The organism is Achromobacter sp. SIMBA_011, from assembly GCF_046535435.1.
Classification (GTDB): Bacteria; Pseudomonadota; Gammaproteobacteria; order Burkholderiales; family Burkholderiaceae_B; genus Achromobacter; species Achromobacter dolens.
The window spans coordinates 1,075,955-1,102,939 of sequence record NZ_JAWRWN010000002.1; the positions used below are offsets into that span (position 1 = coordinate 1,075,955).

Below are 26,985 nucleotides of genomic sequence, written 5' to 3' on the forward strand. Positions count from 1 at the left end.
CCGGCGCCATGCCGCCGGCCGTTCAATCTCCCACCGGACCCCGGCCGTCGTAGCGGCCGGGCGTGACGCCGTATTCCCGCTTGAACATCGCGATGAAGGCGCTGACGTTGTCATAGCCCGATTCCAGCGCGGCGGCCGTCACGCCCCGGCCGGCCGCCAATATTTCCTGCGCCCGCATCAATCGGGCGCGCTGACGCCACGCCCCCAGCGACAGGCCGGTCTCGGCCAGGAAGCGGCGCGCCAGCGTGCGCGGCGCCATGCCGATCGTGCCGGCCCAGGCGGCCAGCGGCCGGGTATCGGCCGGCGCGTCCGACAGCGCCAGCGCCAGGCGCTGCAGCCGCGGGTCGCGCGGCAGCGTCAGGCCATCGCCGGCGCGCGGCAGGGTGCGGATCTCGTCGCGCACCACGTCGGCGATGCGGATACGGACAGCGTCCCAGGCCGCATCCGGCCAGCCGGCGGCGCGCTCGACCGCCGCCAGCAGCAGCGCCGACGCCCGCAGGGCGCAGGGCGCCGCCGGCAGGTCGGCGCAGGCCGCGGGGCTGAGGTAGACGCTGTAGCCCGCGTACGGGCCATGCGAACGCAGCCCGTGCGGGCAGTCGGGCGGAATCCAGATCGCGTGCGCGGGCGGCGCGACCCATTGGCGGTCGCCCGCCACCACCGTCAGCAGCCCGCGATAGGCGCCGAACAACTGGCCGCGCGCATGCCGGTGCGTGGCGGTGTGGCGCAGCGCCGCGTCCTGGCGCCGCACGGCCAGCAGGGGCGGCCCATCGGGCGCGGCGGCCAGGTCGGGGGCGATCAGGGGCGGCGCGGCCTCGGCGGGTGCGGGGGGCGGGCAGGGGCGGCGCGTGGACAAGGAGGCTCCGGATTGGCACAAATGCGGTATTGATAGTCAAAATTACCGCAGATTTGCCGCGCGAGGGCGACTATCGTGAGTCTCTGCTCATCAACAGGAGAACATGATGCAAGCACAGGACCTATTGCCGGACGACCGCGACGCCGCCCAATTCGGGGGCGTGACCGTGCGCAAGGGCACGGTCGGCGCCTTTCTGCTGAACGCGCGGGTGTGGTGCGATGCCGAGGCGGCGCCGGCCGCGCGCGAGGTCGCCGCCCGCGACATGCGGGAGGCCCTGCCGGCGCTGCGCGCACTGGGGTTGTTCGAGGTGCTGGAGGTGCGCGATCCGGCGCTGCGGCGCTGGCTGGACGCGGCCGGGGCCGCGTCCGCCGGCGGCGAGGTTACGGCGTGATGGAATAGGGCAGCGGCGCGGCGGCGATGCGCGGACCGTCGGCCGCGCCCAGCCGCAGGTCGCCCTCGGGCAGCGCGGCCAGCGTGGTCTCGAACAGCACCGACACGCCGGCGTCACCGCGGGCCGCGTCGACGATGCGGCCGGTCGGCTCGCCCGGCTGGGTGGCGTCGAACACGTCCTGGCCGGCCAGCCCGGCATCGGCCACGCCGGCATCGGCGATGGTGCCGAACGCCATGCGGCGCTTGACGGTGCCGCGGTAGTGGCTGCGCGCCACCACTTCCTGGCCCGGATAACAGCCCTTGGTGAAGCTGACGCCCTGGATCAGGTCCAGGTTGACGGTCTGCGGAATGAAGACGTCCTGGGTCGCCGTGGTGATCCAGGGAATGCCGGCGGCCAGGTCGGCCGCGTGCCATTGCGCGGCCGGGACCTGCCCGAGCACGGCGGCCAGCGGCGCGGCCGCGGCCAGTTGCTCGTCGGACGCGATCCACCACCAGCGCGCCACGGCGCCGGCCGAGGGCGCGGCGATCCAGGTGCCGGAAGGCAGCTCGGCGCGTTGCCAGGGCGTGCGCGGCAGGGCGCCGGCGGCGGCTTCCAGGGCGGGCAGTTGCGCCGGGTCGGCCTGCACGCCGGCCACGTGCAGCGCGGCGGGAGCCAGCTTGACCTTGGCGCGCAGCACGAACATGGACAGGCGCTTGATCAGCGCCGCGGCCAGGTCCTGGCGCACCAGGGCGTACAGTTGCGGGGCATCTTCGGCCGGGGCGGCGCCGCGCCACATCACCAGGGTCGCCAGCAGGCGGCCCTTGGCTGTGCAATAGCCGGCCAGGCGGGCGGCGTCGGCGGGCAGTCCGGTGACGTCCTGGGTCAACTGACCGTGCAGGAAGGTCAGCGCATCGGCGCCGCTGGCGCTGAAAACGGCGAAATCGTCCAACGGCGCCAATTGCGCGCAACCTTCGGCGCGCGCCGGGATCGAAGAATGGAAAGCATGCATGGCTGCGTGGGCCCGTGACTCGTCATCAAAGGCTTGATGATAGCCGTGTTCTCATCGCCGCAGGCCGATGCCCGCGCAGGGCAAAGGGGCGCGTGACGCGCTCCGGCCCTCGTTTTGCTCCGACAGGTCCGCGCGATCCATTAAACTTCCCAGACTTATGAAGAAGCGACTCCGTTTTTACGTCCTGTGGTCATTCGTGCTCATCGTGCTGGCCGTCGCCGCGACCGTCGGCGCGGCCTGGCATTGGATGCATCGACCCATTCCCCTGTCGGCCGACAGGATCGATTTCGTGGTGGACCCGGGCAGCAGCCCGCGCACCGTCGCGCGCGCGCTGAACGCAGCCGGCGTGCCGGTCTGGGAGCCGGGTTTCGTCTGGATGGCGCGCCTGACCGAACAGGACAAGCTGATCAAGGCCGGCGGCTACCAGGCCATCAACGGCGACACGCCCTGGCTGCTGCTGCAACGCATGGCGCGCGGCGACATGACCCAGCGCCAGATCACCTTCCTGGAGGGCTGGACCTTCCGCCAGATCCGCCAGGCGTTGCGCGAGAATCCCGACGTCAAGCAGACGCTGGGGGACATCAGCGACGAGGCCCTGATGGAACGCCTGGGCTCGGACATCAAGCATCCGGAGGGCATGTTCTTCCCCGACACCTACATCTTCACGCCGGGCAGCACCGACTATGACCTGCTGCGCCGCGCGTACCAGGAAGGCCAGCGCATCCTCGACGACACCTGGGCCAAGCGCCAGCCCGACCTGCCGCTGTCCACGCCGTATGAAGCGCTGGTGCTGGCGTCCATCATCGAAAAGGAAACCGGCCATGGCCCGGATCGCCGCCGGGTCGCGGGCGTGTTTGCCAACCGCCTGAAGATCGGCATGCTGCTGCAGACCGACCCCACCGTCATCTACGGCATGGGCGACGCCTACCAGGGCCGCATCCGCAAGCGCGACCTGCAGACCGACACGCCCTGGAACACCTACACGCGCCCGGGCCTGCCGCCCACGCCGATCGCCGCGGCCGGCCGCGCGGCGCTCCTGGCCGCGGTGCAGCCTGAGCAGCACAAGTTCCTGTTTTTCGTCTCGCGGGGCAATGGCACCAGCGAGTTCTCGGTGAACCTGTCCGAGCACAACCGCAACGTTTCCCGCTATATCCTGGGCCAGACGCCGGCGCCCCGCCCGGCGCCTGCGGGCAGGCCCGCCGCGCCCGCCGCCGCGCCGACGCCCGAGACGGCAGCCACTTCCACGCCGGGCGACGATCCGGCGCCAGCACAAGGACAAGAACAATGACCTCACGCGGACGCTTCATTACGCTGGAGGGAGTCGACGGGGCCGGCAAGAGCACGCATACCGAGTGGATCGCCGAGTTCCTGCGCGGCCAGGGCCTGGAGGTCGTCTCCACTCGCGAGCCCGGCGGCACGCCGCTGGGCGAAAAGCTGCGGGCCCTGGTGCTGACCGACCCGATGGGCCTGGATACCGAAACCCTGCTGATGTTCGCCGCCCGTTGCGAGCACCTGCACCAGGTGATCGAGCCGGCCCTGGCGCGCGGCGCCTGGGTGGTCTGCGACCGCTACACCGACGCCACCTACGCCTACCAGGGCGGCGGCCGCGGCCTGGGGGCGGCGCGCGTGGCCGCGCTGGAAACCTGGATGCAGGCCGGCCGTCCAGACCGCACCTGGCTGTTCGACGTGCCGCTGGCGGTGGCGCGCGCGCGCCTGGCCGACGCCCGCGAGCCCGACCGCTTCGAACGCGAAGGCGCCGCCTTCTTCGAACGCACGCGCGCGGCCTACCAGGCGCGCGCCGCGGCCGAGCCCGACCGTATCCACGTGATCGATTCGACCCGCGCGATTCCCGAGATCCGCGCCGAGCTGGAAGCCGGCCTGCGCCAACTGGTGGCGGCCCGGCCATGAGCGCGCCCCAGTTCCTGCCCTGGCAGATGGAGACGGCGCGGGCCTGGCTCGGCAACCGCGAGCGCTTCGCCCACGCCTGGCTGGTGCACGGCCTGGCCGGCATCGGCAAGCTGGATTTCGCCAATGCCGCCGCCGCCAGCCTGCTGTGCGAGACGCCGCAGGACGGCCTGGCCTGCGGCCATTGCGCCGCCTGTGCCTGGTTCGCCAGCGGCAACCATCCCGACCTGCGCCGCATCCGGCCCGAGGCCGTGGCGGTCGAGGAGGGCGCCGACGCCGCCGAGGGCGCGGAAGAGGCCGAGCCGGCCACGGGCGCGGCCAAGAAAGCGCCGTCCAAGGAAATCCGCATCGACCAGATCCGTTCGCTGGAATCCTGGTTCAACACCGCCACTCACCGCGGCGGCTGGCGCGTGGCCCTGCTGTACCCCGCGCACACGCTGAACGTGGTGTCGTCCAACGCCTTGCTCAAGGTGCTGGAAGAACCGCCGCCGCATACCGTGTTCCTCCTGGTGGCCGACGCGCCCGACCGGCTGCTGCCGACGCTGGTGTCGCGCTGCCGCCGCCTGCCGCTGCCGGCGCCCGATGCCGATACCGCCTTGCAATGGCTGCGCGACCAGAATGTCGAGCCGGCGCGCGAATGGCTGGCCGCGGCCGGCGGCGCGCCGCTGGCCGCGTTGCGCCTGGCGCAGAATGCCGAGACCGCCTGCCCGCCGTGGCTGTCCCAATTGGTGGGCCCGCTGGCCAAGGGCCAGACGCCCGACGTCGGCACCCTGGCCGAAACCCTGGAAAAGGCCCCGCCGCTCGAGTGGATCGACGCGCTGCAGCGCCTCTATACCGACCTGATGCTGGCCGCCGCCGGCGCGCCGGTGCGTTATTTCCCGGCGCTGGCCGCCGCCGTGGCCGAGGTCGCCGCGCGCATGAACACGGCGCGCGCGGCCGAGGCCGCGCGCTGGCTGACGCGCCAGCGGGCGCTGGCCACGCATCCCTTGAATGCCAAGCTTTTCGCCCACGCGACCTTGCAGCGCGTGGTGCTATCCTGCCAGGCGTAACCTGCCGCGGCGCGGCGGCGGATCCGGCCAGTCCGGGTCGTCGTCCGGACGCCGCGCCTTTCCTCATCCCCGTCTCATGTACGTCGATTCCCACTGCCATTTGAATTTCCCCGAGCTGGCGGCCGACCTGCCCGCCATCCTTGAGCGGATGGCCGCCAACCAGGTGACCCACGCGCTGGTCGTCAGCGTCAACATGCCTGAATGGCCGGGCCTGATGTCGCTGGTCGAGCCGCAGCCGAACCTGTGGGCCTCGGTCGGCGTGCACCCCGACTACGAGGACACGCCCGACCCCGAGCCCGAGGAGCTGGCGCGCCTGGCGGCCCACCCGAAGGTGGTGGCCATCGGCGAGACCGGACTGGACTACTACCGCCTGTTCGAGCCGCTGGACTGGCAGCGCGAGCGTTTCCGCCGTCATATCCGCGCCGCCCGCGACACCGGCCTGCCGCTGATCGTGCACACGCGCTCGTCGGCCGAGGACACGGTGCGGATGCTGCGCGAGGAGCGCGCCGCCGAGGTCGGCGGGGTGATGCACTGTTTCACCGAGACCTGGGAAGTGGCCCAGGCCGCGCTCGACCAGAATTTCCACATCTCGCTGTCCGGCATCGTGACGTTCAAGAACGCGCATGTGGTGCACGAGGTGGCCGCCAAGGTGCCGCTGGACCGCCTGCTGATCGAGACCGATTCGCCGTACCTGGCGCCGGTGCCGTACCGGGGCAAGCTCAACGACCCATCCAAGGTGATCCACGTGGCCGAGAAGATCGCGGACCTGAAGGGCATCAGCGTGGCCGAGGTGGCACGAGCTTCAACGGAAAATTTCTTTAATCTTTTCAATAAGATAAAGAAATAATCTAACGTCAATTATTTAAAGTAATTTATCAGGATTACCCATGGCTGCCAGCGCTGCGTTCTCCCGTCACCGCCTCGTTTCACACTGCCGCAGCGCGCTGCTGGCGCTGTGCGTCGCCGTTTCGACGCCGGCGCTGGCCCAGGCCGCCAATCCGTCGGACTGGTGGGTCTACGTCGCCAACGACTATCCGGATGAAATCAAGGATCTGCTGGCGCAGGGCGCCGACCCCAACGTGCGCTACCGCAATGGCCAGCCGGCCCTGATGCGGGCGGTGGTCGACGGGGCCTGGAAGGTGTTCGACGTGCTGGCGGCCAACCCGCGCACGGACGTCAATGCCGAGAACCCGGCCGGCGAGACGCCGCTGATGTACCTGGCCATCGCCGGCCAGACCGAGCGGGCGCGGGCGCTGATGGCGCGCGGCGCCCAGGTCAACCGGCTGGGCTGGACGCCGCTGCACTATGCGGCCTCCAAGGGCCAGTTGGCCATGGCCAGCCTGCTGCTGGAACGCAAGGCGATGGTGAACGCGCCGGCCCCCAACGGCGAAACCCCGTTGATGATGGCGGCGTTGTCGGGCAACAAGGCGATGGTCGAGCTGCTGCTGAAGGCGGGCGCCGACGTCACCACCCGCGATACCAAGGACCAGAATGCCGCGGACTGGGCCCGCACCGGCAAATCGACCAGCCTGGCCGCCGAGCTGCAAACGCTGATCGCCCAGCAGGAGGCGGCCAAGCGCGCCCGCCGCGCCAGCGGCCCGGCGGAGCCGGAAACCGATCCGGCCGAGGCCGTCGAGGCGGCGACCGGCGTGGCTCCGGCCGATACGGCGGCGGCGCCGCCCGCCGTCCAGCCCGCGCCGCTGGACGCGCCGCCGCCGCTGGCCCAGCCGGCCGCGCCCGCCAAGCCCGCCAACGCGCCCAATGTGGGCGGCGTGTCCGGGGTGCGCCTGAACAACTACGACAAGCCCGCGACGCCCTGACCGCGGGCCGCGCCCCGCTGGTTCCAAAACCCGCCTTCTGGCGGGTTTTTTTATTGCCGGTCGCCGGCGGACCCGCGGCGCGGCTCGGGTGTGCCGGCGCCGAGGGGCGGCGGCCAGGCAAGGCTTCGGCGGTCCGGGGAGGGCTGATTCGTGATCGGGTGTTTCGGGGTTTTCCCTGTAATTTCTCAATCAGTGGGAAAAATTTCCATCGTTACCACCATAAATTGATAATCTCGCTGCCATCACCACCAGGAGTGCTTGTTGATGGATCAGTCGGTAGGACCGGGCGCGGACCGGGTGCTTTACGTGTTGGCCACGCTGGCCCGGCACGATGGCCCGCTGAGCATTGCCGCGCTGGCTGAGAAGACCGGCCTGGCGCAGAGCACGCTCTACCGCCAGGTGGCGCTGCTCAAGCGCTGGGGCTTCGTCGCCGAGCACGAGGGCGAGTACGGCCCCGGTCCGCTGTGCGTGCAACTGGCCTGGGGCTTTGACCAGTCGTCGTTCCTGATCCACGAGGCGCAGCCGGACATGGCGGCGCTGGCGGCCGCGTCGGGCGAGACCATCGGCCTGCTGGTGGCGGTCAAGGACCAGGCCGTTTGCCTGGACATGGTCGAGAGCCAGCATCCGCTGCGCTGCTCCTTTACCAAGGGCCGCGGCCTGCCGCTGGCGCGCGGCGCCTCGGCCAAGTCGCTGCTGGCCTTCATGCCGGCGCCGCGCCTGCAGGCCGCGCTGGTCATCCTGGCCCGGGAGTCGGGCGTGGATCCGGCGCGGCTGGCCGACGAACTCGAAGCCATCCGCGCCCAGGGCTACGCCGTGACCGACAGCGAAGTCGACGCCGGCGTCTGGGGCGTGAGCGTGCCGATCTTCCAGCGCGCCAACCAGGCGGTTGCCTCCATCACGCTGATGGCCCCGTCCACCCGCGCCGCCCAGCGGCCGCAGGCCTTCATCGACCTGACCGTCGCGGCCGCCCGCCGCATCTCGGGCAGGCTGCAGGCGCACTGACGCCGCCCGTTTCCGGATTCCATGTTGTCCCCGATATTCCTGCCGCCTCTCTAGACGCCATACCCCACGCCGTACCGATCGCCGTATCCGTATCCACTTTCTCCTATCAGGATTTGCCATGACCACTCGCCGCACCCTGCTGACCGCCGCCCTGACCCTGGGCCTGGCCTGGAGCATGGGCACCGCCCACGCTCAGGAAACCATCCGCGCCGTGACCGACGCCACCTTCCCGCCCATGGAGTTCGTCAAGGACGGCAAGCGCACCGGCTTTGACATCGAACTGGTCGAGGCCCTGGCCGCCGCCATGGGCAAGAAGGTCGAATGGATCGACATCGACTTCAAGGGCCTGATTCCCGCCCTGCAGGCCGGCCGCGCCGACATCGCCGTGTCCGCCATCTACATCACGCCCGAGCGCAGCAAGGTGGTGGATTTCACCGACCCGTACTACGCCGGCGGCCTGGTCGTGCTGACCAAGAAGGATGGCCCGGTCAAGACCCTGAAGGACCTGGACGGCCGCAAGGTGTCGGTGCAGGTCGGCACCAAGTCGGTCAACTACCTGAAGGAACACTATCCGTCGGTGCAGCGCGTCGAGGTCGAGAAGAACCAGGAGATGTTCAACCTGGTGCAGATCGGCCGCGCCGATGCCGCCGTGACCGGCAAGCCGGCCGCCAAGCTGTTCGCCCAGAGCACCACCGACCTGACCGTGCTGGCCGACCAGGTCACCACCGAGGACTACGGCATCGCCGTGCCCAAGAACAAGCCGGAACTGACGCGCGGCCTGAATGAGGCGCTGCGGAAGATCAAGGCCGATGGCAGCTACCAGGCCATCGTCAACAAGTGGTTCGAGGCGCCCGCGAAATGAACCTGGATTTTGCTCCCGTCTTCGCCGACTTCGACGCCCTGCTGCGCGGCGCGGTGGTCACCATCGAGGTGACCGCCGGCGCCTTGCTGCTGGGCTGTGTCATCGGCCTGCTGGTCGGCGTCGGCCGGCTCAACCCGCAGCGCAGCATCATCTACAACCTGTGCAGCGTCTACCTGCTGTTCTTTCGCGGCACGCCGCTGCTGGTGCAGTTGTTCATCTGGTTCTTCGGCCTGCCGCAGTTCGGCGTGACGCTGCCGGCGTTCGCCTGCGGCGTGCTGGGGCTGGGCATGTATTCCGGCGCCTACGTGTCGGAAATCGTGCGCGGCGCGATCCAGTCGGTCGACCGCGGCCAGACCGAGGCGGCCCGCTCTCTGGGCATGTCGTCGGGCCAGGCCATGCGCATCATCATCCTGCCGCAGGCGGTGGTGCGCATGATCCCGCCGCTGGGCAACGAGTTCATCGCGCTGATCAAGAATTCGGCGCTGGTGTCGCTGCTGACCATCCATGACCTGATGCACGAAGGGCAGAAGATCATCAGCGTGTCGTACCGGTCGCTGGAAACCTATCTGGTGGTGGCGCTGATCTATCTGGTCCTGACCACGGCCGCCATGTTGATACTGCGCAGGATCGAGCAACGCCTGCGCGCGGGGGGGATGGTGCAATGAACGCCGCGAATCCGAAAGAAATGATCCGCATCCGCGGCCTGCAGAAATCCTACGGCGACCACGCCGTGCTGCGCGGCATCGACTTCGATGTGTTGCCGTCGCAGGTGGTGGTGGTGATCGGCCCCAGCGGTTCGGGCAAAAGCACCTTGCTGCGTTGCTGCAACGGGCTGGAAGTGGCCCAGGGCGGCACCGTCGAGATCTGCGGCCAGATGCTGCAGAACGAGGGCGAACAGTTGCCCGAGGCGGCGCTGAACCGACTGCGCATGCAGGTCGGCATGGTGTTCCAGGGCTTCAACCTGTTCCCGCACCTGTCGGTGCTGGACAACGTCACCGTCGGGCCGCGCACGCTGCGCGGCATGGGGCGTGACGAGGCCAACGCGCTGGCCGAAGACCTGTTGCGCAAGGTCGGCCTGGCGCAGAAGATGTCGGCCATGCCGGCCAGCCTGTCGGGCGGCCAGAAGCAGCGCGTGGCGATCGCCCGCGCGCTGGCCATGCAGCCCAAGGTCATGCTGTTCGATGAACCGACCTCGGCGCTGGATCCGGAACTGGTGGGCGAAGTGCTGCAGGTCATGAAGCTGCTGGCGCGCGAAGGCATGACCATGATGGTCGTGACCCACGAAATGGGCTTTGCCCGCGACGTGGCCGACGTGGTCGCGGTGATGGACGGCGGCGTGATCCTGGAATCGGGCGCGCCCGAGGTCATCTTCAGCCAGCCGCGCGAGGCCCGCACCCGCGAGTTCCTGCAGGCCGTGCTGAGCACGGGGCAGGGGGCGGCATGACGGCGGCGCAACTCGACCGGAGCCTGTGGACCGCGCGCGACGACAGCGCCGAGCGCGGCGACACGCGCCGCCTGGCGCACATCGTCGAGCCGGCCGCGGGCCAGGCGCCGGTGGCGGGCGAGCCGGTGCTGCTGGGATTCGCCTGCGATGCGGGGGTGGCCCGCAACCAGGGGCGCGTAGGCGCGGCCGCCGGCCCGGCCGGCATCCGCAAGTACATGGCCGGCCTGCCGGCGCATGGCCTGACGCGCCTGCTGGACGCGGGCGACGTGGCCTGCGAGGGCGACCAGTTGGAGGACGCGCAGGAGCGCCTGGGCCTGGCGGTGGCCGACCTGTTGCGCCAGGGCGCGCGCCCGGTGGTGCTGGGCGGCGGCCACGAGATCGCCTGGGGCAGCTTCCAGGGCCTGGCGCGCTGGCTGGCGGACCGGGGCGATGAGGGCCCGGTGCTGGTGCTGAACTTGGACGCGCATTTCGATCTGCGCACCGGCCGGCCGGGCAGTTCCGGCACGCCGTTCGACCAGATCGCGCATTACTGCGAGGCGCAGGGGCTGGCGCTGCAATACGCCTGCCTGGGCGTGTCGCGGCTGGCCAATACGCCGGCGCTGTACGCGCGGGCGGCCGAAGTGGGCGCGGTGTGGGTCGAGGACCGCGACATGCAGGAACGCCATCTGGCGGCCCGCCTGGCGAACGTCGACGCCTTGCTGGCGCGGGCCCGCCACGTCTACCTGACCATCGACCTGGACGTGCTGCCGGCGGCGGTGATGCCGGGCGTGTCGGCGCCGGCGCCCTATGGCGTGCCGATGGCGGTGATCGAGGAGATCGTGCTGCGCGTCAAGGCCAGCGGCAAGCTGCGCCTGGCCGACATGGCCGAGTACAGCCCGCGCTTCGACATCGACGGCCATGGCGCCCGCGCGGCGGCGCGCCTGGCCTGGCAACTGCTGTCCGCCTGACACGGTCCGCGGCGGACTTCCGGCCCGCCGTCATGGCCGCTCGCGCGGCGCATGGCGGCGGGCTTTTTCACGCCTGCGGCGCGGCCAGCGGGATCGACATCTCGTGGTGGAAGAGATTGTCGGGATCGACGCTGCGCTTGGTGGCGATCAGCGCGGCGGTCTTGTTGCCGTAGTACAGGTCGAGCCACTGCGGATCGACGTGGCTGTGGCTGGCGTCGGTGTACTTCATGTCGGTGTCGGGGTAATTGATGTAGCACCCCTCGAACGGCGAGCCCGGCTGGTTGCTGGGCTTGCCGCCGTACTGCGCGAAGTACTCGTCGTACAGGTCGGCGATCCACTTGATGTGGAAGGCGTCCTGCGCCGGATCGGTCCAGTACACCTGGAACTGCGACTTCAGCAGCGACGAGCGCTGGCATACGCTGGTCGGGTTGGCCGTCTCGTCGTTGCGGTTGATGCGGCCGCCGTACGAGTCGATCTGCACCAGCGCCTGGTTCAGGCGCGGATCGTCCGAGCCGTTCAGGTATTCCCACAGGGCCATGATCTCGACGTCGCTGAAATTGGCCTTGTGATAGGCGGACTTGTACTTGCCGCGCTGGTTGCTGCCCGAGCCGTTGATGCTCTGCGTCAGCCACAGCCAGTCCATCTTCTGCGCATCGTTGACCGCATGGGCCAGCATCCGCGGCGCCGGATGGACCACGCGGTGCGACGGGCCGTGCCAATGCGTGGACAGGTTGACGGCGGGGGCGGCGCTGGCCGCCGTGTTCATGGTGGCGACGAAGTCCAGGAACGGCTGGTCGCGCGCGCCGCCGACCTTGCCGTCCTTGCCGGTGTACTGGATGCTCAGCACCACGTCGCCGGTCGAGCGATGCTGCACCTTCAGCAGCGTGAACAGGCCGCCGTTGGCCTTGGCCGGGTCGGGGCTGTTCCAGTCGGCGTCGTGGTCGGCGAACCACTGCCAGTAGGCGCGCATGAAGCGCGCGAAGTTGGCGCGGCCCGTGGCGCCGGCGCCGAAGCTGGCCCAGGGGTAGGACAGCGACAGCCAGTAGGCTTCCTGGGGCGCGGCGGGCAGGTCGGCGTAGTAGTAGGTCAGGATGATGCCGTAGTTGCCGCCGCCGCCGCCGCGGCAGGCGATGAAGAGGTCGCGGTCGGTGCCGGCGCTGTGCAGGTTGACGTGCTTGGCGACCAGCTTGCGCGAACCCGGGCCCTGCGGCACCAGGATGTCCACGCCCGAGAGCCAGTCCACCGTCAGCCCGTGCAGGCGCGACAGCAGGCCGTAGCCGCCGCCGACGATGTGCCCGCCCGAACCGACCGAATAGCACGAGCCGCCGGGCAGGGTGCGGTTGGCGGTCTTGTACAGGTCCAGGTAGCCGTCCCAGTTCTGGTTGCCGGACGCGGCCGCGAAGCGGTAGCGCGCGGCGGGGTTCCAGGGCGAGGGGATGTCGCCGGCCTCGCGGTAGCGCAGGCCGGTCATCAGGCTCAGGTCGATGATGGCCAGCGGCTGGCCGTGGTCCTCGGGCAGTTTGTTGGCCACGAAGCCCTCGTAGCAGTGGCCGCCGCTGCGCACCGTGATGCGGCAGCCCTGGGCCAGCGCGGCGTTGGCCGCGTCGAGCACGTCCTGCGGGGTCTTGCAGACGTAGATGGCGTTGGCGCCCCGGCCCGTGGTGGGGAAGCGCAGGTTGAAACCCTTTTGCAGGGTCGCGTAACGCGGGTCATTGCTGTCAATCAGGGAAAAATCCGACATGCGCACCTCTATGGTTGATTTTCATGAGTGCAGTGATGCCAGCGGGAGTCGCCCGCCGGCAACGCGGGATGACAAGCTTTGGAACGCCGCCGGTGCCGGGTACCGCTAAAACCGGGGCCGGTTGATTCTGATTTAACTGGATGACGCTTTCAAGCAAGGTGCGACAGGCGCCCCGGGTCGAACTGACACGCGAATGTGATGTGGCGTCGGGGGGCGCAGGCAAGAGGGCGGGAGGGGGCGACCGGCGCCCGGTACGCAGGGCCTTGCTGGCGCCGGTGACTGGCCTGGGGCGAGTCGAGTGCTCGGGGCGGGCGCGCACAGGGTGGACGCTGCCGACGAGCGGGGCTAGGATAGGCGCAGCGTTTCGGCAGGCTCGGCAACGCTCGCGGTCTCCGTTTCCGTATTATGTCCCTAATTAATATTTTTTCATAAAATAGGGGGACACAATAAGGATATGGATAAAATGGCGCAACTTTGTCAGGAGAGCATGTCCATGTCTCAAACTCCCACCCATGCCTTGCCGTCTTATCTGAATGCCGACGATCTCGGCCCCTGGGGTAATTACCTGCAACAAGTCGACCGGGTCACGCCGTACCTCGGTTCGCTGGCGCGCTGGGTCGAGACCCTGAAGCGCCCGAAGCGCTCGCTGATCGTCGACGTGCCGATCGAGCTGGACAATGGCAGCGTGGCCCACTTCGAGGGCTATCGCGTGCAGCACAACACCTCGCGCGGCCCGGGCAAGGGCGGCGTGCGTTTCCATCAGGACGTGACGCTGTCGGAAGTGATGGCGCTGGCCGCCTGGATGTCGGTCAAGAACGCCGCGGTCAACCTGCCGTACGGCGGCGCCAAGGGCGGCATCCGCGTCGACCCGCGCAAGCTGTCGCAGTCCGAGATCGAGCGCATGACGCGCCGCTACACCTCGGAAATCGGCGTCATCATCGGCCCGTCCAAGGACATTCCCGCCCCTGACGTGAACACCAACGCCCAGACCATGGCCTGGATGATGGACACGTACTCCATGAACGAAGGCTCGACCGCCACCGGCGTCGTGACCGGCAAGCCGATCGCGCTGGGCGGCAGCCTGGGCCGCGTCGAGGCCACCGGCCGCGGCGTGTTCGTGGTCGGCTGCGAAGCCGCGCGCGACCTGAACATCGACGTGTCCAAGGCGCGCGTGGTGGTGCAGGGCTTCGGCAACGTGGGCGGCACCGCCGCCCGCCTGTTCCATGAGGCCGGCGCCAAGGTCATCGCGGCGCAGGACCATACCGGCACGGTGCACAACGCCGCCGGCCTGGACGTCCACAAGCTGCTGTCGCACGTGTCGCAGCATGGCGGCGTGGGCGGCTTCTCCGGCGGCCAGGCGATGGACAAGAACGAGTTCTGGACGCTCGAAACCGAATTCCTGATCCCGGCCGCCCTGGAAAGCCAGATCACCGCCGACAACGCCGCCAAGGTGCGCGCCAAGATCGTGGTGGAAGGCGCCAACGGCCCGACCACCCCGGAAGCCGACGACATCCTGTTCGAGCACGGCGTGTACGTGGTGCCGGACGTGCTGGCCAACGCCGGCGGCGTGACGGTGTCGTACTTCGAATGGGTGCAGGACTTCTCCAGCTTCTTCTGGAGCGAGGACGAAATCAACCAGCGCCTGGAGCGCATCATGCGCGAGGCCTACGCCTCGATCGCGCTGGTGGCCAAGGAGCACAAGGTGACGCTGCGCACCGCCGCCTTCATCGTGGCTTGCACGCGCATCCTGCAGGCCCGCCAGGTGCGCGGCCTGTACCCGTAAGTCCTTCTGGCGCCGGGCCCGGCCCGGCGCGCGGAGGAGCCAGAGGAAGACAGGAAAACCGCCCCGACAGGGGCGGTTTCCATTTCGGGCCGCGGAGTGGGCGGGCCGCGTCGCTTACGGCCGGATGGCGGCCACCGGCGCCGCCGGCCGGAACGCGCGGGTCCTCAGGACTTGGGCAGCAGTTCCGGCTTGAGGATGCCGCGCAGGTCCGAGTACGGAATGCTCAGTTCCGGCTCGCCATGCGAGTAGGGGGCGATCGAGTAGGCGTCGTACTTGACCACGATGCCGTCGCGCGTGAGCGCGAAGTTGTCGCTTTCCTGGAACGGCCACATCTTGTTATAGGCGGCCGGGTCGCGCTTGGCGTCGCTGTTTCCGGCCAGCCACTTGGCGTGGGCCTGCCGCAACGCGGCGACGTATTCGGCGCGGCGCCCGGGAATCAGCGCTTCGTCCAGCGCCATGACGCGGCCGCGGCTGCGTTCCCAGTTCAGGTACTGGGTGGCGGGAATGCCGTGCGCGGCGCCGGTCAGGAACTGCTCGGTGTGCAGCTCGATCGAGACGATGTCGCCCACGGTGTCCTTGACGCTGGCCTTGAAGTAGGTGGCGTCGCGCGGCCGCGCGGTGGACCAGAAATATTGCGTGTATTCCGACAGCGTCTCGTACGGGCCGCGGCGATTGGCGTCGGTGCCGGTCATGTAGGCCAGCACGTGGTCAACCAGCGCGGTCAGCTTGGGGATGCCGGGAAAGGCCACGCTGTCGATTTCGATGCGCGGGCAGTCGCCCTTGCAATCGGGCTTGTTGGACGCCCACTTGATGCGCTCGGTGGCCAGGTCGCCGATCTTCTCGGGCGTGGCCGTGCTGGCGGCCGCCGTCGGCGAGTCCAGCGTGATGTTGGCGGGGGGCGAACTGCCGCAGCCGGCCAGGGCCAGCAGGACGGCTCCCAAACCCGCGGCGGACAGGCCGCGCGGCTTGCGGGGAAGACGCATTGAACTACCTCCAGAAAACCCGGCCGCGCCCGCGGGCGCGACCGTCCGACTCAAACCCGCGGCGCCTCAGGGGACGACCGCGGTCCATTCGGGCGTGGAGAACTTCTCGGCGGCCTGAGCCTCGGCCTGCGCCAGCGTGGCCGCGCCCACTTGGCCCGGCGTCAGCCGGTGCAGGCTCGCGAAAGTGTCCACCATGCGCTGGATGATGACCTCGCGCGCCAGCCCGGTCTGGGTGCGCAGCGGGTCGACCCGCTTCTTGGCGCTGGTGGTGCCTTTGTCCGACAGCTTCTCGCGCCCGATGCGCAAGACTTCCACCATTTTATCGGCGTCGATGTCGTACGACATGGTGACGTGGTGCAGCACTGCCCCTGCGCGGCGCGCCTGGGCGGCGCCGCCGATCTTGCCGATGTCCGAGGCGATGTCGTTGAGCGGCTGGTACCAGGCCTTGATGCCCAGCCCCTGCAGGGCCTGCAGCACCCACGCGTCCAGGAAGGCGTAGCTTTCCTGGAAGCTCATGCCGTGCACCAGCGCCTGCGGCGCGCTCAGCGAATAGGTGATGCTGTTGCCCGGCTCGATGAACATGGCGCCGCCGCCGCTGACGCGGCGCACGACCTCGATGCCGTGGCGCCGGGCGCCCTCGGGATCGACTTCGTTCTTGAGCGATTGGAAGCGGCCGATCACGACCGCGGGCGCCGACCATTCCCAGATGCGCAGCGTGGGCGGGCGGGTGCCGGCGCCGACTTCGTCGGTGATGACGGCATCCAGCGCCATGTGCAGCGCGGGGCGTTGCGGCGCTTCGTGGATCAGTTGCCAGTCGTAGTCGTTCCAGTCGGTGCGGGTCATGCCAGCGCCCTCCGCAGCACCACCGCCACGGCCTCGGCCGAGAAGCCGAACATTTCGGTGTCGGGCGGCAGCGCCGACTGCACCGCCAGCGCCAGCTCCAGTTCGCCGGCGTCGGCCGGCAGGCCGTTCAGGCCGCGGTTGATGGCTTCCAGCGCCTCGGGCGGCTCCAGGAAGAAATCACCGCTGATGCGGACATCGGCCAGGCGGCCGTCGCGGACTTCCAGGTCCGCGACCACCAGCTTGCCGCCGGGGACTTTGTATTCGCCGTGCATGGGCGCTCCTTTGTGTATCAGGCCTGGCGCCGGAGGCGGCGCTACAGGCTCAGTTTCATGCCGTCATGGCTGGCCACGAAGCCGAGGCTTTCGTAGAAGCGGCGGGCGTCGGGCCGGGCGCGGTCGGTGGTCAGTTGCACCATGGCGCATCCCTGCGCCCGGCACTGCTCGATGGCCCACTCGAACATGGCGCGTCCCAGGCCCTGGCCGCGCGCCGACGAGGCGATGCGCACGCTTTCGATCTGTCCGCGCCATTGGCCCAGCCGCGACAGGCCGGGTATGAACGATAACTGCAAACAGCCGATCAGGCGCGCGTCGCGCTCGACCACCGCGAAGAACTGGTTCGGGTCCTGCTCGATGGCGGCAAAAGCCGCAGTGTAGCGGGGGTTGAGCGGAATCGAGGGATCTTCGCGCCTGGCGCCCAGTTCGTCGTCGGCCAGCATGGCCACGATCTCGGGCAGGTCGCCCAGGCGCGCGCGGCGGAACCGCAGCGGGGAATCGGTCATGGCGGCCTCGCTCAGCGCACGTTCTGGGCGGTCTGGCCGAACAGGATGCGGCGCGACTCGTCGTCGCTGACCGAGGGCGCGGTGTTGACCTTGTCGGCCAGCGCGTAGGCGCGCTGCACGGCCGGGCGCGCGGCGATGGCGTCGAACCAGCGCTTCAGGTGCGGGAAGTCGTTCAGGTCCTGGCCCTGCTTGGCGTGCGGCACGATCCAGGGGTAGGACGCCATGTCGGCGATGGAGTAGTCGCCGGCGACGAACTCGCGGTCGGCCAGGCGCTTGTTCAGCACGCCGTAGAGGCGGTTGGTTTCCTTGACGTAGCGCTCGATGGCGTAGGGGATGCGCTCGGGCGCGTAACCCGAGAAGTGGTGGTTCTGGCCGGCCATGGGGCCCAGGCCGCCCATCTGCCAGAACAGCCATTGCGAGACCTCGGCGCGGCCGCGCAGGTCGGCGGGCAGGAAGCGGCCGGTCTTTTCGGCCAGGTACTGCAGGATGGCGCCGGACTCGAACAGCGACAGCGGCGCGCCGCCGTCGGCGGGCTGCTGGTCGACGATGGCCGGAATGCGGTTGTTGGGCGCGATGGCCAGGAATTCGGGCTTGAACTGGTCGCCCTTGCTGATGTTGACCGGGTGGATCTCGTAAGGCAGTCCGGCTTCTTCCAGGAAAATCGTGATCTTGTGGCCGTTCGGGGTGGTCCAGTAATAGAGATCGATCATGGGGATTCCTCAGCGTCTTGGCGCCGCCGGCCACTGCCGGCGGATCGGAAGGTCCATGATAGCGGCGCCCCGGGCGGGCGGCCGAATACCCGGGGGCGCGGTGCGGGTTTGGCGCGGGCCCGCTCAGGCCGCGCCGGGCCGGGCGCCGCCGCGCAGGCGCCACTGCCAGTTCAGGCTGACGCCGGCGGCCGCCAGGAAGATCAGGGCCACGCCCAGCACCTGGGTGGCGTCCATGCGGTGGCCGTACACCACCAGGTCCAGCAGGATCGCCACGGCCGGATAGATGAAGCTGAGCGCGGCGGTCGAGGTGGTCGGCAGCTTCTGGATCGCCGAATACATCAGGATGTACATCAGGCAGGTGTGGATCAGGCCCAGCGCCACCAGGTAGCCCCATTGCAGCGGGGCCGCGGGCAGCGCCTGGAAGTCGGCCATCGGCAGCAGCATCACCGCGCCCAGCGTCACCTGCACCAGCGCCAGCACCTGCGGCGGGATGCCCTTCAGGCGCTTGACGATGACGGCGGTGACGCCGTAGAGCGCCGCCGCGCCCAGCCCCAGCAGCAGGCCCGACAGGTAGGCGTCGCCGCCGCTGTGGTCGGTGAGCTTGAGCACCAGCAGCAGGCCGGCGAAGGCGATCACCGACCAGGCCAGCTTGCCGCGCGTGGGGCGCTCGCCCAGGAACAGCGCGCCCAGGCCGATCAGGAAGAAGGGCTGCACGTTGTAGACGGCGGTGGCCAGCGAGATCGACGCCAGCCGGTAGGCCGAGAACAGCAGCACCCAGTTCAGCACCAGCGCGGCGCCGGCGGCCAGGGCCAGCGCCAGAGTGCGGGCCGTGAACAGGCCGGGCTTGAGCAGGCCGCGCGCCCAGCAATACAGGAACAGCGACAGGGCGCCGAAGACGCAGCGGAAGAACACCACGTTCCAGGCGCTCTGGCCGGATTCCAGGACGAACACGCCCAGGGTGCCGGACAGGGTCATGGCGGCGGCCATCTGCGCCAGGCCAATGCGATCGGATGAGGGGGACATGGAAGGCTCCAGGGGACCATGCGGTCCGTGATTCGATGGAGAAATTATCCCAGGCCGATCAGCACGGTTATATGATGTTGCTGCGGCAGTTTTGTGTTTGAACCTTCGTTCGGGTGGAATTTATGCAGAATGACCTAAAAAATGAAAGTCCGGTCCTGGACGGCATCGACCGCCGCCTGGTGGAGATGCTGACGGCCAATGCGCGCACCACCACCGCCGACCTGGCGCGCCAGGTCGGGATGTCCGCGCCGAGCGTGGCCGACCGCCTGCGGCGGCTGGAGGAATCAGGGGTGATCCGCGCCTACACGCTGGACGTCGATCCGGTGGCGCTGGGCTACACGCTGGAGGCCATCGTGCGCATCCGGCCGCTGCCCGGGCAGTTGCGGCGGGTCGAGGGCCTGATCCAGGAAATTCCGGAATTCGTCGAATGCGACAAGGTCACCGGCGATGACTGCTTCATCGCGCGGGTGGTGCTGCGTTCGATCACGCATCTGGACGGCATCCTGGAACGCGTGACCGAGTTCGCCGAGACCAACACCGCCATCGTCAAGGCGCACACCGTGCGCCGCCGGCTGCCGCCGTTGCGTTGAACGGGCACGGCGGAATCGGGCGCGTCGCCGGCGCGAAGGCCAGCGCGGCACGTCCTGCGGCGGCGCCAGGATCCGGGCGCGGCTGGCGGGCTTGGCAGCCGTCAGGCGGCCGGCGCGGCCAACGCGCGGACGATGTCGTCCTTCAGCCCGGCCGGCGTGTCGGTGGGGGCGTAGCGCTTGATCACCTGGCCGTCGCGGCCCACCAGGAACTTGGTGAAGTTCCACTTGATGCCCTCGGTGCCGAAGACGCCGGGCTTCTCGCCCTTGAGCCAGCGGTACAGCGGGTCGGCGTTGGCGCCGTTGACGTCGATCTTGGCGAACAGCGGGAAGGTGATGTCGTACTGCGTGGTGCAGAAGTCGAGGATCTCGGCCTCGTTGCCCGGCTCCTGGCGGCCGAACTGGTCGCACGGGAAGCCCAGCACGGTCAGGCCGTCGTCGCGCAGGGCGCGGTACAGCTCTTCCAGGCCCGAATACTGCGGCGTAAAGCCGCATTTCGAGGCCACGTTCACCACCAGCAGCACCCGGCCGCGGTAGGCGGCCAGCGGCTGGTCGGCGCCGTGGATGTCGCGGGCCGAGAAATCGTAGATCGTGCTCATGCGGGCTCCTTGGGGTCAGGCGTCGGAACGGGACGAGGCCAGCGCGCCGGTTTGCGGCGGCTGCGCCATCCCGGCGTGGCGCCCATAGTAGCGCGTGCCCCACAGGGTCAGCAGCAACACCGCCGCGGTGATGGCCGCCGACATCCACGGCAGGTCGGTCAGCGGCAGCCCGTGGCCCAGCGCCAGGCTGCCGAGCCAGGCGCCGCCGGCGTTGCCCAGGTTGAAGGCGCCCTGGTTCAGCGTCGAGGCCAGGTTGGGGGCCTCGGCCGCCTGGTCCACGATCAACGTCTGCAGCAGCGGCACCACGGCAAAGCCGAGGGTGCCCCAGATGAAGGTCATCACCAGCATTGGCGCCAGCGCGTGGATGGCCTGGCTGAGCGCCAGGAACACCAGCAGCAGGCCCAGGAAGATGCGGCGCAGCGATACTTCCAGATTGCGGTCGCCCAGCTTGCCGCCGAGCGTGCTGCCCACCGTGAGCGCCACGCCGAACAGCAGCAGCACGCCGGTCACGCCGCGTTCTGACACGCCGGTGATGTCGCGCAGGATCGGCGCGATGTAGGTCAGCACGCAGAACAGCGCGGCCGAGGCCAGCACGCTGGCGACCAACGGCCACAGCACGCGCACGTCGCGCAGCACGCGGAATTCGCGCAGGATGTTGCCGGGCTGCATCGGGATGCGGCCCGGCAGCCACGCCGCCAGCGCCGCCACCGCGACCAGCCCGATGCCGCTGACCACCCAGAAGGTCGAGCGCCAGCCCGCCACCTGGCCCAGCGCGGTGCCCAGCGGCACGCCCAGCACGTTGGCCAGCGTCAGGCCGGTGAACATCAGCGCGATGGCGCTGGAGCGCTGGTGGCGCGGCACCAGGTCGGCCGCCACCACCGCGCCGATGCCGAAAAAGGCGCCGTGGCAGAAGGCGGTGAAGACGCGCGCCGCCATCAAGGTGGCGTAGCCGGGCGCCAGCGCACAGAGCAGGTTGCCCAGCACGAACGTGCTGGCCAGGCCGATCAGCGTGGCCTTGCGCGGTAGCCGCGCGGTGACGATGGCCATGATGGGCGCGCCGATCACCACGCCCATGGCGTAGCCCGTGATCAGCAGGCCGGCGATGTCGATGCTGACGTCGAGGTCGGCGGCCACGTTGGGCAGCAGGCCCATGATGACGAATTCGCTGGTGCCGATGCCGAAGGCGGCGGCGGCGAGCGCGATGAGATGCAGGGGCATGTAAAAGCGGGGAGAGGGCCGGAGACGCACGGGGCCGCGGCGGCAGGGAAGGGAGCGTGGATTTTAGAGCAGCGGCCCGCGCGCGCCGGCGCAAATCCCTGTTGCCGATACGGGTATACCCTTAGTTCAGGCCAGTTTCAGGTCCAGCGGCGTGATGCCCGGGAACACCTGCGCCAGCCGCGCCGGACTCAGGCCGTACAGGCGCGAGAACAGGCCGGCGAATAGCGCGCGGTATTCGTTGAGCACCGGATAGTCGCGGTCCTGGAACAGGGTGTCGCGCCTGACCGCGACCTGGCGGCCGGCAATGCGCCCGCCCCGCACGTTGCCGCCCATCACCCAGTAGACCGTGCCGTGGCCGTGGTCGGTGCCCTTGTTGCCGTTCTCGCGGAAGGTGCGGCCGAATTCGCTGATGACCACCACCGTGGCCTGCTTCCAGGCCGGACCCATCGCATCGGCGTAGCCGGCCAGCGCCCGCCCCAACTGGCCGAGCCGGTTGGCCAGCATGCCGCTGGCGCCGCCCTGGCCGACGTGCGTATCCCAGCCGCCGACGTCGACGAAGCCGAGGTTGTAGCGGTCGCGCATGAAGCGGCCGATACGGCGCGCTTCCTGTTCCAGCCTGTCGGCCGATACGGCGTTGCCGCTGGCGGCCTCCATCTCGGCGTCGAGTTCGGCGCGCGTGGCGCCCATGATGCGCTGGCCCTCGGCGACCGAGGCGCCCAGGTCGGTGTGCTGGTACATGGCGGCGATGGCGCGGTTGTCGGCCTCGGACAGGCGCGACTTGCGGGCCGCGCCGCCCAGGTCGATGTTGGGCACGCGTTCGGCGCCGCGGAAGATCTGCGGCACCTCGGAGGTGAAGGCCGCCGCCTGTTCGTCCTTGCCGCCAAGCGTCGCGGCCAGGCGGTTCAGGAAGCCCGAGCGGAAGTCGCCGTTCCTGTCGCGGGCCGCGCCCTGGCCGAGTTCGATGCGGTTCTGGGTCTCGAAGTGGCTGCGGCTGGTGTCGTCGGTGCCGGCGAACGGCACGAAGGCCAACTGGCGCTTCTGGTAGAAGGGCATCAGGCTGTCGGCCAGCGCCGGGTGCAGGGCCCAGCCGTCGGCCAGGGGCAGCGCGGCGCCGGCGCCGCTGCCGGGCCTGGCGATGGCGATGCTCGGGCGCGACTCGTAGTAGAAGTCGCTGCCGGCCGGCACCAGCAGGCTGGCGGCGTCGTACGCGCCGCGCATGAAGACGACCAGCAGCTTGTTGCCGGCGGCGGCCGGCGCGGCGTACAGGCGGTTGGCGCCGAAGACGAGCGGCGCCGAGGCCAGGAGTTGCAGGATGCGGCGGCGGTCCATGATGGGTTTCTCCCGCGGCGCCTCAGCGCCGCATGAATTTGGGCGAGGCCAGCAGATAGGTGTTGGCGTCCCTGGGGTTCTTCGCCTGCGCGATGGCGTCGCGGGTGGCGGGCGACAGGCGCGCGAACAGGCCGTCGCCGGCGTTCTCGCGCAACAGTTCGGGCAGGCGCGGCAGTTCCACCGGCCCCTTGTCGTCGCCTTCGCGATAGAAGGCCTGCGGCGCGGCGGCGATGGCGCGCGCCACTTCGAAGCGCGCGGTCATCTGGCCCGAGCCGGCCCAGTCCGACTGCGCCTGCGGGTAGCCGTCGGGCGTCAGGCGCTGGTTCAACGGCTGACCCAATTGCCGCAGCATGGCCAGGCCCGGCCGCGGGTTGATGATGGGCGGCAGGTCGGCATAGGTCAGGCGCAGTGCCGAGTAAACGTAATGCACCGGGTCCTTGAACACGCCCGTCTTGAGCGACTGCGTGAATTCCGGCGAGCCATACAGTGTCTGCAAGGTGGCGGCGATGTCGCCGTCGCTGGCCTGGAAGGTCTTGGCCATCTTGTCGATCACGGAGGCCGGCGGCGCGTCGCCCATGAAGTAGGCGGCCAGCTTGGCGCTGATGAAGCGCGCGGTGGCGGGATGGCGCGCCAGCAGGTCCACGGCCTCGTCGACCTCGGCCAGGCCGGCGCCGCGGATGATGTGCCCCAGGAAGCGCTTGTCGCCGTAATCGTGGCGCGCCGGGTTGAACACGAACAGGCCGTCCAGCACCACCTGATTGCGCAGCGCCGGCCGGACCTTGGGCGGCCCGTCCTGGTTGTGGATGCCCAGGCCAGTGAGGATGCGCGCCAGTTCCTGCACGTCGGCCTGCGTGTAGCCGCCCTTGACGCCCAGCGTGTGCAGCTCCATCAGTTCGCGCGCGTAGTTTTCATTGATGTGCCCGGCGGCGTTCTGGGTGTTGTCCAGGTACGCCAGCATCGCCGGCGATCGCAGCGTGGCCGCCAGCAGGTCGCGGAACTTGCCAAGCGCGTGCGGGCGGATGGCGCGTTCCTCGTACTGGTCGATGTAGGTGCCGATGTCGTTCTTGGCCGCGTAGACGTTGAAGTGGTTCATCCAGAACCAGGTCATCTGTTCCTGCAACTGGTTGGGCGAGTACAGCGCGCGGTAGAACGCGCGGCTGGCGGTGTCGTCGGCGCGCTGGCGCGAGATGGCGCGGGCGTCGCGCTGGGCCTGCTGGCTGGCGTCGGGGGCGGCGTTCTTGGCGCCCTGGCGCAGGCTGCGCTGTTCGGCGTGCGCGTCCTCGGCGCTTTGGCGCGAGATCGACAGCGCGTCGATGCGCTGCTGCACGGCGGCGGGCAGGCGCGCCTTCGGGTCGGGATGCAACTGCGCCTGCAGGTAGCGCTGCGGGCCGAGTTGGCGCATGCGCGCCAGCTCGGCGGGGGTGGCGCCCCAGGTGATGCGGTTGACCAGCGCGGCCTCGAGCGCCTGGGCCTCGGAGCCGGTGGCGGGTCTGGATGCGGTGGGCGGCGCGGCCGTCGCAGGGGCCGCGGCCAGCAGGGGGGCGGCGAGCAGGTGCGCGGCGAGCGCCAGGGCCGCCAATGGCGGCCGCCGGGCCGCGAGGCGGCGCAGGAAAAAGCGACGCAGGAAAAAGCGACGCAGGAAAAAGCGACGCAGGAAAAAGCGACGCAGGAAAAGGCGGCGCGGGAAAAAGAGACGCGGGAAAAGGCGCATGTTCGGCATGAAGCGGCACCTTGCGGGTTGACGGTTGCGGCCTGCCTTCAGCAGGCGGTCAGGGTCGGCCGCGCGCGTTGCGGCCGAGTCTGAGCATGTGACAGGATAGTCGCACCGCCATTCCCGTCGCGGCGCTGCTTGAAACGCAAGGAAACCGATGCTTGTGCAATGCGCCGCCGCTTTCCCTGCGCGGCGCGGGGCCATTGCCGCCGATGGGCGGTCCGCGGCCTATCATGTGCCATCGCAGTCAGCGCAAGCGGCGCAAAGGAGGCCGGGCATGCGGGAAATGATCGATCGACTGGAAACCATGTTGGCCAAAGGCACCGACAATATGTTGTTGCGATTCTCGCTGGGCAAGGCCTACGCCGAGCAGGAATGCTATGGCGACGCCGAGACGCATCTGCGCGCCTCGCTGGTGTTCGATCCGGCCTACTCGGTGGCCTGGAAGTGGCTGGGCAAGGCCTGCCTCGGCCGCGGCGACAAGGCTGGCGCCCGCGCCGCCTGGGAGTCGGGCCTGAAGGCCGCGCAGGCGCGCGGCGACAAGCAGGTCGAGAAGGAATTGCTGGTATTCCTCAAGCGGCTCGACAAGGAGGCCGCCGCGCCGCAAGAGTGACCCGCTATTGCCGCTTGGCCGGCCCGGGTCCGCGCCCGAATCCACGCCGGCGCCGGGCTATGAGGGGCGCCGTTCCAGCAATGGTTGTCCTTGCCGGGGCGCGGTGATCAACGCCGCTGTCACGGGCGCGGCGGCGCGCTTGGGCAACACGGTCTGGGCGCCGGCGATGCGGAACACCTCGATGGCGTGGCGCAGTTGGGCCCCGCGTGTGCGCAGGTTGTCGACCGCCTGGCTGGCCTGCTCCACCCGCGCCGCGTTGCTTTGCGCGGCGCTGTCGGTTTCCGAGATGGTGCGGCTGACGTTGTCGATGCCGGTGTGCTGCTCGTTGGACGTGGCGGCAATCTCGTTGACGATCTGGGTCACCTGCTGCACCGAGCCGACGATGTCGAGCATGGCCTCGCCGGCGCGCTCGACGTGGCGCACGCCGTCCTCGACCTTGTGGTTCGACGCCTCGATCAGTTCCTTGATCTCGCGCGCTGCCGTGGCGCTTTTCTGCGCCAGGCTGCGCACTTCGGAGGCCACCACCGCGAAACCCTTGCCGGCCTCGCCGGCGCGGGCCGCTTCCACTGCGGCATTGAGCGCCAGGATGTTGGTCTGGAAGGCGATGCCGTCGATGATGCCGACGATCTCGCGGATGCGCGCGGTGCTTTGCACGATGCCCTGCATCGCCCGCACCGCGTCGTCCACAACCTCGCCGCCGCGCTTGGCCACGTCGGACGCCTGGTTGGCCATCTGGTCGGCGCCGTGCGCGTTGGTGGCGGTCTGTTTCACCGTGGACGCCAGTTGTTCCATGCTGGCCGCGGCTTCCTCCAGCGAGGCTGCCTGGCGCTGCGTGTGGGCCGAGAGGTCGGCATTGCCATCGGCGATTTCGGCGGCCGAGGTCAGCGCGCTTTCGATGCCGCTGTGGACGTCGCGGGTGATGCTGACCAGGCTCTTGCGCATCACTTCCAACGAGAATTTCAGGGCCCCGATCTCGTCGCGGATGCTGGCGGGGGGCAGCGGCGTGCTGAGGTTGCCAGCGGCGATCTGGCGCGTGAAGTCGGTGGCGGTGACCAGCAGGCCGGTGATCGAGCGGGCAAAGCCCCAGCCCGAGGCGAAGATCAGGATCACGCCGCCGGCCAGCATGGCCGCCGCCAGCGCGATCTCCTCGGTGCTCATGCGGTCGAGCATGCCGTACAGCGCCACGCCGGCCGCGCCCAGGAACAGCGTCGAAGCCAGCATGGCCCAGGCCAGCATGCGCGAGCGCACGCCGGTCAGGCGCCAAATCTTGAGACGCGCCAGTACGCCGCGCAGGCCGGTCGGCTTGACCTGGCCGCGGCTGAGCCTGAAGCCGCGCGCGGTGCCGGCGCGCAGTTGCCGGTAGGCCGCGTCCGCGGCGTCGATCTGGGCCCGGGTCGGCTTGACCCGCACCGAGGCATAACAGACCGTCTCGCCGCGCTCGATGATGGGGGTGACGTTGGCCAGCACCCAGTAGAAGCCGCCATCCTTGCGGCGATTCTTGACCACGCCGGTCCAGGATTCGCCGCGCTGGATGGTGCGCCACAGGTCCTCGAACGCCTCTTCCGGCATGTCGGGGTGGCGCACGATGTTGTGGGCCGCGCCCACCAGTTCCTCGCGGGCGAAGCCGCTGACCTCCACGAACGCGGGATTGGCGTAGATGATGCGGCCGCGGGCGTCGGTGCGCGAGATCAGGTACTGCTCGTCGTGAAGCGTGTATTCCTTGTCGTAGACCGGCTGGTTGTTGCGCATGCGTCTTTCGTCCTCTGATGGGCGGGGGCGTGTTGCTGCTGCCGGATCATCGGGGAC

General features: G+C 69.6%; 29 protein-coding genes. 15 read left to right on the forward strand and 14 right to left on the reverse strand.

What is annotated here, in order from left to right:
* Positions 1-22 precede the first annotated feature (22 nt).
* On the reverse strand, positions 23-853 hold the full coding sequence (locus SB816_RS12065; protein WP_410547042.1) for an AraC family transcriptional regulator: 831 nt from the start codon (positions 851-853) through the stop codon (positions 23-25).
* 106 nt (positions 854-959) lie between these two features.
* Between SB816_RS12065 and SB816_RS12070 the strand changes: the two genes are divergently transcribed.
* Entirely contained in the window at positions 960-1,244 is a 285-nt protein-coding gene (locus SB816_RS12070) for a hypothetical protein (RefSeq protein WP_144658011.1), read from the forward strand.
* Here the strand turns inward: SB816_RS12070 and SB816_RS12075 are convergent.
* Complete coding sequence (locus tag SB816_RS12075) at positions 1,234-2,232, reverse strand: YgfZ/GcvT domain-containing protein (protein ID WP_116793403.1); 999 nt, start codon at positions 2,230-2,232, stop codon at positions 1,234-1,236. The genes SB816_RS12070 and SB816_RS12075 overlap by 11 nt on opposite strands.
* 157 nt (positions 2,233-2,389) lie before the next feature.
* Between SB816_RS12075 and mltG the strand changes: the two genes are divergently transcribed.
* From mltG to hutG, 10 genes are all read left to right on the forward strand, one after another.
* Positions 2,390-3,520, forward strand: a complete 1,131-nt coding sequence (gene mltG, locus SB816_RS12080) for an endolytic transglycosylase MltG (protein ID WP_395756570.1) — start codon at positions 2,390-2,392, stop codon at positions 3,518-3,520.
* The gene (gene tmk, locus SB816_RS12085) at positions 3,517-4,140 is read left to right on the forward strand and encodes a dTMP kinase (RefSeq protein ID WP_054504442.1); all 624 of its coding nucleotides are present in this window, start codon (positions 3,517-3,519) and stop codon (positions 4,138-4,140) included. Before mltG ends, tmk begins: the two co-directional genes overlap by 4 nt.
* A complete protein-coding gene (holB, locus tag SB816_RS12090) occupies positions 4,137-5,186 on the forward strand; it encodes a DNA polymerase III subunit delta' (protein WP_054504443.1) in 1,050 nt (349 codons plus the stop codon). The genes tmk and holB overlap by 4 nt, the downstream gene beginning before the upstream one ends.
* 76 nt (positions 5,187-5,262) lie before the next feature.
* Entirely contained in the window at positions 5,263-6,033 is a 771-nt protein-coding gene (locus SB816_RS12095) for a TatD family hydrolase (RefSeq protein WP_410547043.1), read from the forward strand.
* Between the two features lie 40 nt (positions 6,034-6,073).
* Positions 6,074-7,006 (forward strand): ankyrin repeat domain-containing protein, encoded by a 933-nt coding sequence (locus SB816_RS12100; protein ID WP_395756567.1) that lies wholly within the window; start codon positions 6,074-6,076, stop codon positions 7,004-7,006.
* Between the two features lie 264 nt (positions 7,007-7,270).
* Positions 7,271-8,008, forward strand: coding sequence for an IclR family transcriptional regulator (locus SB816_RS12105; protein ID WP_410547044.1), 738 nt, complete (start codon positions 7,271-7,273; stop codon positions 8,006-8,008).
* 118 nt (positions 8,009-8,126) lie between these two features.
* The gene (locus SB816_RS12110; RefSeq protein WP_116793408.1) at positions 8,127-8,870 is read left to right on the forward strand and encodes a transporter substrate-binding domain-containing protein; all 744 of its coding nucleotides are present in this window, start codon (positions 8,127-8,129) and stop codon (positions 8,868-8,870) included.
* The gene (locus SB816_RS12115; RefSeq protein WP_049074183.1) at positions 8,867-9,535 is read left to right on the forward strand and encodes an amino acid ABC transporter permease; all 669 of its coding nucleotides are present in this window, start codon (positions 8,867-8,869) and stop codon (positions 9,533-9,535) included. The genes SB816_RS12110 and SB816_RS12115 overlap by 4 nt, the downstream gene beginning before the upstream one ends.
* Complete coding sequence (locus SB816_RS12120) at positions 9,532-10,314, forward strand: amino acid ABC transporter ATP-binding protein (protein WP_047992730.1); 783 nt, start codon at positions 9,532-9,534, stop codon at positions 10,312-10,314. The genes SB816_RS12115 and SB816_RS12120 overlap by 4 nt, the downstream gene beginning before the upstream one ends.
* On the forward strand, positions 10,311-11,261 hold the full coding sequence (gene hutG / locus SB816_RS12125; RefSeq protein ID WP_054504447.1) for a formimidoylglutamase: 951 nt from the start codon (positions 10,311-10,313) through the stop codon (positions 11,259-11,261). The genes SB816_RS12120 and hutG overlap by 4 nt, the downstream gene beginning before the upstream one ends.
* Before the next feature lie 67 nt (positions 11,262-11,328).
* On the opposite strand, the gene SB816_RS12130 is transcribed toward hutG, so the two are convergent.
* Positions 11,329-13,002: a BBE domain-containing protein gene (locus tag SB816_RS12130; protein ID WP_410547045.1), complete on the reverse strand. Its 1,674-nt coding sequence runs from the start codon at positions 13,000-13,002 to the stop codon at positions 11,329-11,331.
* Between the two features lie 493 nt (positions 13,003-13,495).
* On the opposite strand from SB816_RS12130, the gene SB816_RS12135 reads away from it, so the two are divergent.
* A complete protein-coding gene (locus SB816_RS12135; protein ID WP_054504449.1) occupies positions 13,496-14,785 on the forward strand; it encodes a Glu/Leu/Phe/Val family dehydrogenase in 1,290 nt (429 codons plus the stop codon).
* A gap of 164 nt (positions 14,786-14,949) precedes the next feature.
* Here SB816_RS12135 and SB816_RS12140 read toward each other — a convergent pair whose 3' ends face one another.
* The 6 genes from SB816_RS12140 to SB816_RS12165 all read right to left on the reverse strand — a co-directional run bounded on the left by SB816_RS12140 (position 14,950) and on the right by SB816_RS12165 (position 19,122).
* Positions 14,950-15,768, reverse strand: a complete 819-nt coding sequence (locus SB816_RS12140; protein ID WP_054504309.1) for an RsiV family protein — start codon at positions 15,766-15,768, stop codon at positions 14,950-14,952.
* Between the two features lie 66 nt (positions 15,769-15,834).
* Positions 15,835-16,611, reverse strand: a complete 777-nt coding sequence (locus SB816_RS12145) for a biotin/lipoate A/B protein ligase family protein (RefSeq protein ID WP_049074166.1) — start codon at positions 16,609-16,611, stop codon at positions 15,835-15,837.
* Complete coding sequence (locus tag SB816_RS12150; RefSeq protein WP_006385315.1) at positions 16,608-16,883, reverse strand: lipoate protein ligase C-terminal domain-containing protein; 276 nt, start codon at positions 16,881-16,883, stop codon at positions 16,608-16,610. The genes SB816_RS12145 and SB816_RS12150 overlap by 4 nt, the downstream gene beginning before the upstream one ends.
* A gap of 41 nt (positions 16,884-16,924) precedes the next feature.
* Positions 16,925-17,389 carry a GNAT family N-acetyltransferase gene (locus SB816_RS12155; protein ID WP_054504307.1) on the reverse strand — a complete coding sequence of 155 codons (465 nt, stop codon included), beginning with the start codon at positions 17,387-17,389 and terminating at the stop codon, positions 16,925-16,927.
* Between the two features lie 11 nt (positions 17,390-17,400).
* Positions 17,401-18,099: a glutathione S-transferase N-terminal domain-containing protein gene (locus SB816_RS12160; protein ID WP_054504306.1), complete on the reverse strand. Its 699-nt coding sequence runs from the start codon at positions 18,097-18,099 to the stop codon at positions 17,401-17,403.
* A 123-nt stretch (positions 18,100-18,222) separates the two neighbouring features.
* On the reverse strand, positions 18,223-19,122 hold the full coding sequence (locus tag SB816_RS12165) for a DMT family transporter (RefSeq protein WP_410547046.1): 900 nt from the start codon (positions 19,120-19,122) through the stop codon (positions 18,223-18,225).
* Between the two features lie 122 nt (positions 19,123-19,244).
* On the opposite strand from SB816_RS12165, the gene SB816_RS12170 reads away from it, so the two are divergent.
* Complete coding sequence (locus tag SB816_RS12170; protein WP_054504305.1) at positions 19,245-19,712, forward strand: Lrp/AsnC family transcriptional regulator; 468 nt, start codon at positions 19,245-19,247, stop codon at positions 19,710-19,712.
* A gap of 101 nt (positions 19,713-19,813) precedes the next feature.
* Here SB816_RS12170 and SB816_RS12175 read toward each other — a convergent pair whose 3' ends face one another.
* From SB816_RS12175 to SB816_RS12190, 4 genes are all read right to left on the reverse strand, one after another.
* Positions 19,814-20,308, reverse strand: a complete 495-nt coding sequence (locus SB816_RS12175; protein WP_049074158.1) for a glutathione peroxidase — start codon at positions 20,306-20,308, stop codon at positions 19,814-19,816.
* Positions 20,309-20,323: 15 nt separating this feature from the next.
* Positions 20,324-21,526 (reverse strand): MFS transporter, encoded by a 1,203-nt coding sequence (locus tag SB816_RS12180; protein WP_116792668.1) that lies wholly within the window; start codon positions 21,524-21,526, stop codon positions 20,324-20,326.
* 126 nt (positions 21,527-21,652) lie between these two features.
* Positions 21,653-22,855 (reverse strand): DUF1501 domain-containing protein, encoded by a 1,203-nt coding sequence (locus tag SB816_RS12185; RefSeq protein ID WP_054504303.1) that lies wholly within the window; start codon positions 22,853-22,855, stop codon positions 21,653-21,655.
* 22 nt (positions 22,856-22,877) lie between these two features.
* Positions 22,878-24,434, reverse strand: a complete 1,557-nt coding sequence (locus tag SB816_RS12190; RefSeq protein ID WP_410547047.1) for a DUF1800 domain-containing protein — start codon at positions 24,432-24,434, stop codon at positions 22,878-22,880.
* Between SB816_RS12190 and SB816_RS12195 the strand changes: the two genes are divergently transcribed.
* Together SB816_RS12195 and SB816_RS12200 are read left to right on the forward strand one after the other, a co-directional pair.
* Positions 24,408-24,659 (forward strand): hypothetical protein, encoded by a 252-nt coding sequence (locus tag SB816_RS12195; RefSeq protein WP_410547048.1) that lies wholly within the window; start codon positions 24,408-24,410, stop codon positions 24,657-24,659. The two genes, SB816_RS12190 and SB816_RS12195, sit on opposite strands and share 27 nt — an antisense overlap.
* A gap of 184 nt (positions 24,660-24,843) precedes the next feature.
* On the forward strand, positions 24,844-25,179 hold the full coding sequence (locus tag SB816_RS12200) for a hypothetical protein (RefSeq protein ID WP_144657606.1): 336 nt from the start codon (positions 24,844-24,846) through the stop codon (positions 25,177-25,179).
* A 57-nt stretch (positions 25,180-25,236) separates the two neighbouring features.
* On the opposite strand, the gene SB816_RS12205 is transcribed toward SB816_RS12200, so the two are convergent.
* The gene (locus tag SB816_RS12205) at positions 25,237-26,928 is read right to left on the reverse strand and encodes a methyl-accepting chemotaxis protein (protein ID WP_410547049.1); all 1,692 of its coding nucleotides are present in this window, start codon (positions 26,926-26,928) and stop codon (positions 25,237-25,239) included.
* Positions 26,929-26,985 lie beyond the last annotated feature (57 nt).

Excerpts from the sequence above, each read along its gene's own strand:
- SB816_RS12070 (WP_144658011.1), top strand. The coding sequence starts at position 960 with ATGCAAGCACAGGACCTATTGCCGGACGACCGCGACGCCGCCCAATTC.
- SB816_RS12075 (WP_116793403.1), bottom strand. The coding sequence starts at position 2,232 with ATGCATGCTTTCCATTCTTCGATCCCGGCGCGCGCCGAAGGTTGCGCG.
- mltG (WP_395756570.1), top strand. The coding sequence starts at position 2,390 with ATGAAGAAGCGACTCCGTTTTTACGTCCTGTGGTCATTCGTGCTCATC.
- tmk (WP_054504442.1), top strand. The coding sequence starts at position 3,517 with ATGACCTCACGCGGACGCTTCATTACGCTGGAGGGAGTCGACGGGGCC.
- holB (WP_054504443.1), top strand. The coding sequence starts at position 4,137 with ATGAGCGCGCCCCAGTTCCTGCCCTGGCAGATGGAGACGGCGCGGGCC.
- SB816_RS12095 (WP_410547043.1), top strand. The coding sequence starts at position 5,263 with ATGTACGTCGATTCCCACTGCCATTTGAATTTCCCCGAGCTGGCGGCC.
- SB816_RS12100 (WP_395756567.1), top strand. The coding sequence starts at position 6,074 with ATGGCTGCCAGCGCTGCGTTCTCCCGTCACCGCCTCGTTTCACACTGC.
- SB816_RS12105 (WP_410547044.1), top strand. The coding sequence starts at position 7,271 with ATGGATCAGTCGGTAGGACCGGGCGCGGACCGGGTGCTTTACGTGTTG.
- SB816_RS12110 (WP_116793408.1), top strand. The coding sequence starts at position 8,127 with ATGACCACTCGCCGCACCCTGCTGACCGCCGCCCTGACCCTGGGCCTG.
- SB816_RS12115 (WP_049074183.1), top strand. The coding sequence starts at position 8,867 with ATGAACCTGGATTTTGCTCCCGTCTTCGCCGACTTCGACGCCCTGCTG.
- SB816_RS12120 (WP_047992730.1), top strand. The coding sequence starts at position 9,532 with ATGAACGCCGCGAATCCGAAAGAAATGATCCGCATCCGCGGCCTGCAG.
- hutG (WP_054504447.1), top strand. The coding sequence starts at position 10,311 with ATGACGGCGGCGCAACTCGACCGGAGCCTGTGGACCGCGCGCGACGAC.
- SB816_RS12130 (WP_410547045.1), bottom strand. The coding sequence starts at position 13,002 with ATGTCGGATTTTTCCCTGATTGACAGCAATGACCCGCGTTACGCGACC.
- SB816_RS12135 (WP_054504449.1), top strand. The coding sequence starts at position 13,496 with ATGTCTCAAACTCCCACCCATGCCTTGCCGTCTTATCTGAATGCCGAC.
- SB816_RS12140 (WP_054504309.1), bottom strand. The coding sequence starts at position 15,768 with ATGCGTCTTCCCCGCAAGCCGCGCGGCCTGTCCGCCGCGGGTTTGGGA.
- SB816_RS12145 (WP_049074166.1), bottom strand. The coding sequence starts at position 16,611 with ATGACCCGCACCGACTGGAACGACTACGACTGGCAACTGATCCACGAA.
- SB816_RS12150 (WP_006385315.1), bottom strand. The coding sequence starts at position 16,883 with ATGCACGGCGAATACAAAGTCCCCGGCGGCAAGCTGGTGGTCGCGGAC.
- SB816_RS12155 (WP_054504307.1), bottom strand. The coding sequence starts at position 17,389 with ATGACCGATTCCCCGCTGCGGTTCCGCCGCGCGCGCCTGGGCGACCTG.
- SB816_RS12160 (WP_054504306.1), bottom strand. The coding sequence starts at position 18,099 with ATGATCGATCTCTATTACTGGACCACCCCGAACGGCCACAAGATCACG.
- SB816_RS12165 (WP_410547046.1), bottom strand. The coding sequence starts at position 19,122 with ATGTCCCCCTCATCCGATCGCATTGGCCTGGCGCAGATGGCCGCCGCC.
- SB816_RS12170 (WP_054504305.1), top strand. The coding sequence starts at position 19,245 with ATGCAGAATGACCTAAAAAATGAAAGTCCGGTCCTGGACGGCATCGAC.
- SB816_RS12175 (WP_049074158.1), bottom strand. The coding sequence starts at position 20,308 with ATGAGCACGATCTACGATTTCTCGGCCCGCGACATCCACGGCGCCGAC.
- SB816_RS12180 (WP_116792668.1), bottom strand. The coding sequence starts at position 21,526 with ATGCCCCTGCATCTCATCGCGCTCGCCGCCGCCGCCTTCGGCATCGGC.
- SB816_RS12185 (WP_054504303.1), bottom strand. The coding sequence starts at position 22,855 with ATGGACCGCCGCCGCATCCTGCAACTCCTGGCCTCGGCGCCGCTCGTC.
- SB816_RS12200 (WP_144657606.1), top strand. The coding sequence starts at position 24,844 with ATGCGGGAAATGATCGATCGACTGGAAACCATGTTGGCCAAAGGCACC.
- SB816_RS12205 (WP_410547049.1), bottom strand. The coding sequence starts at position 26,928 with ATGCGCAACAACCAGCCGGTCTACGACAAGGAATACACGCTTCACGAC.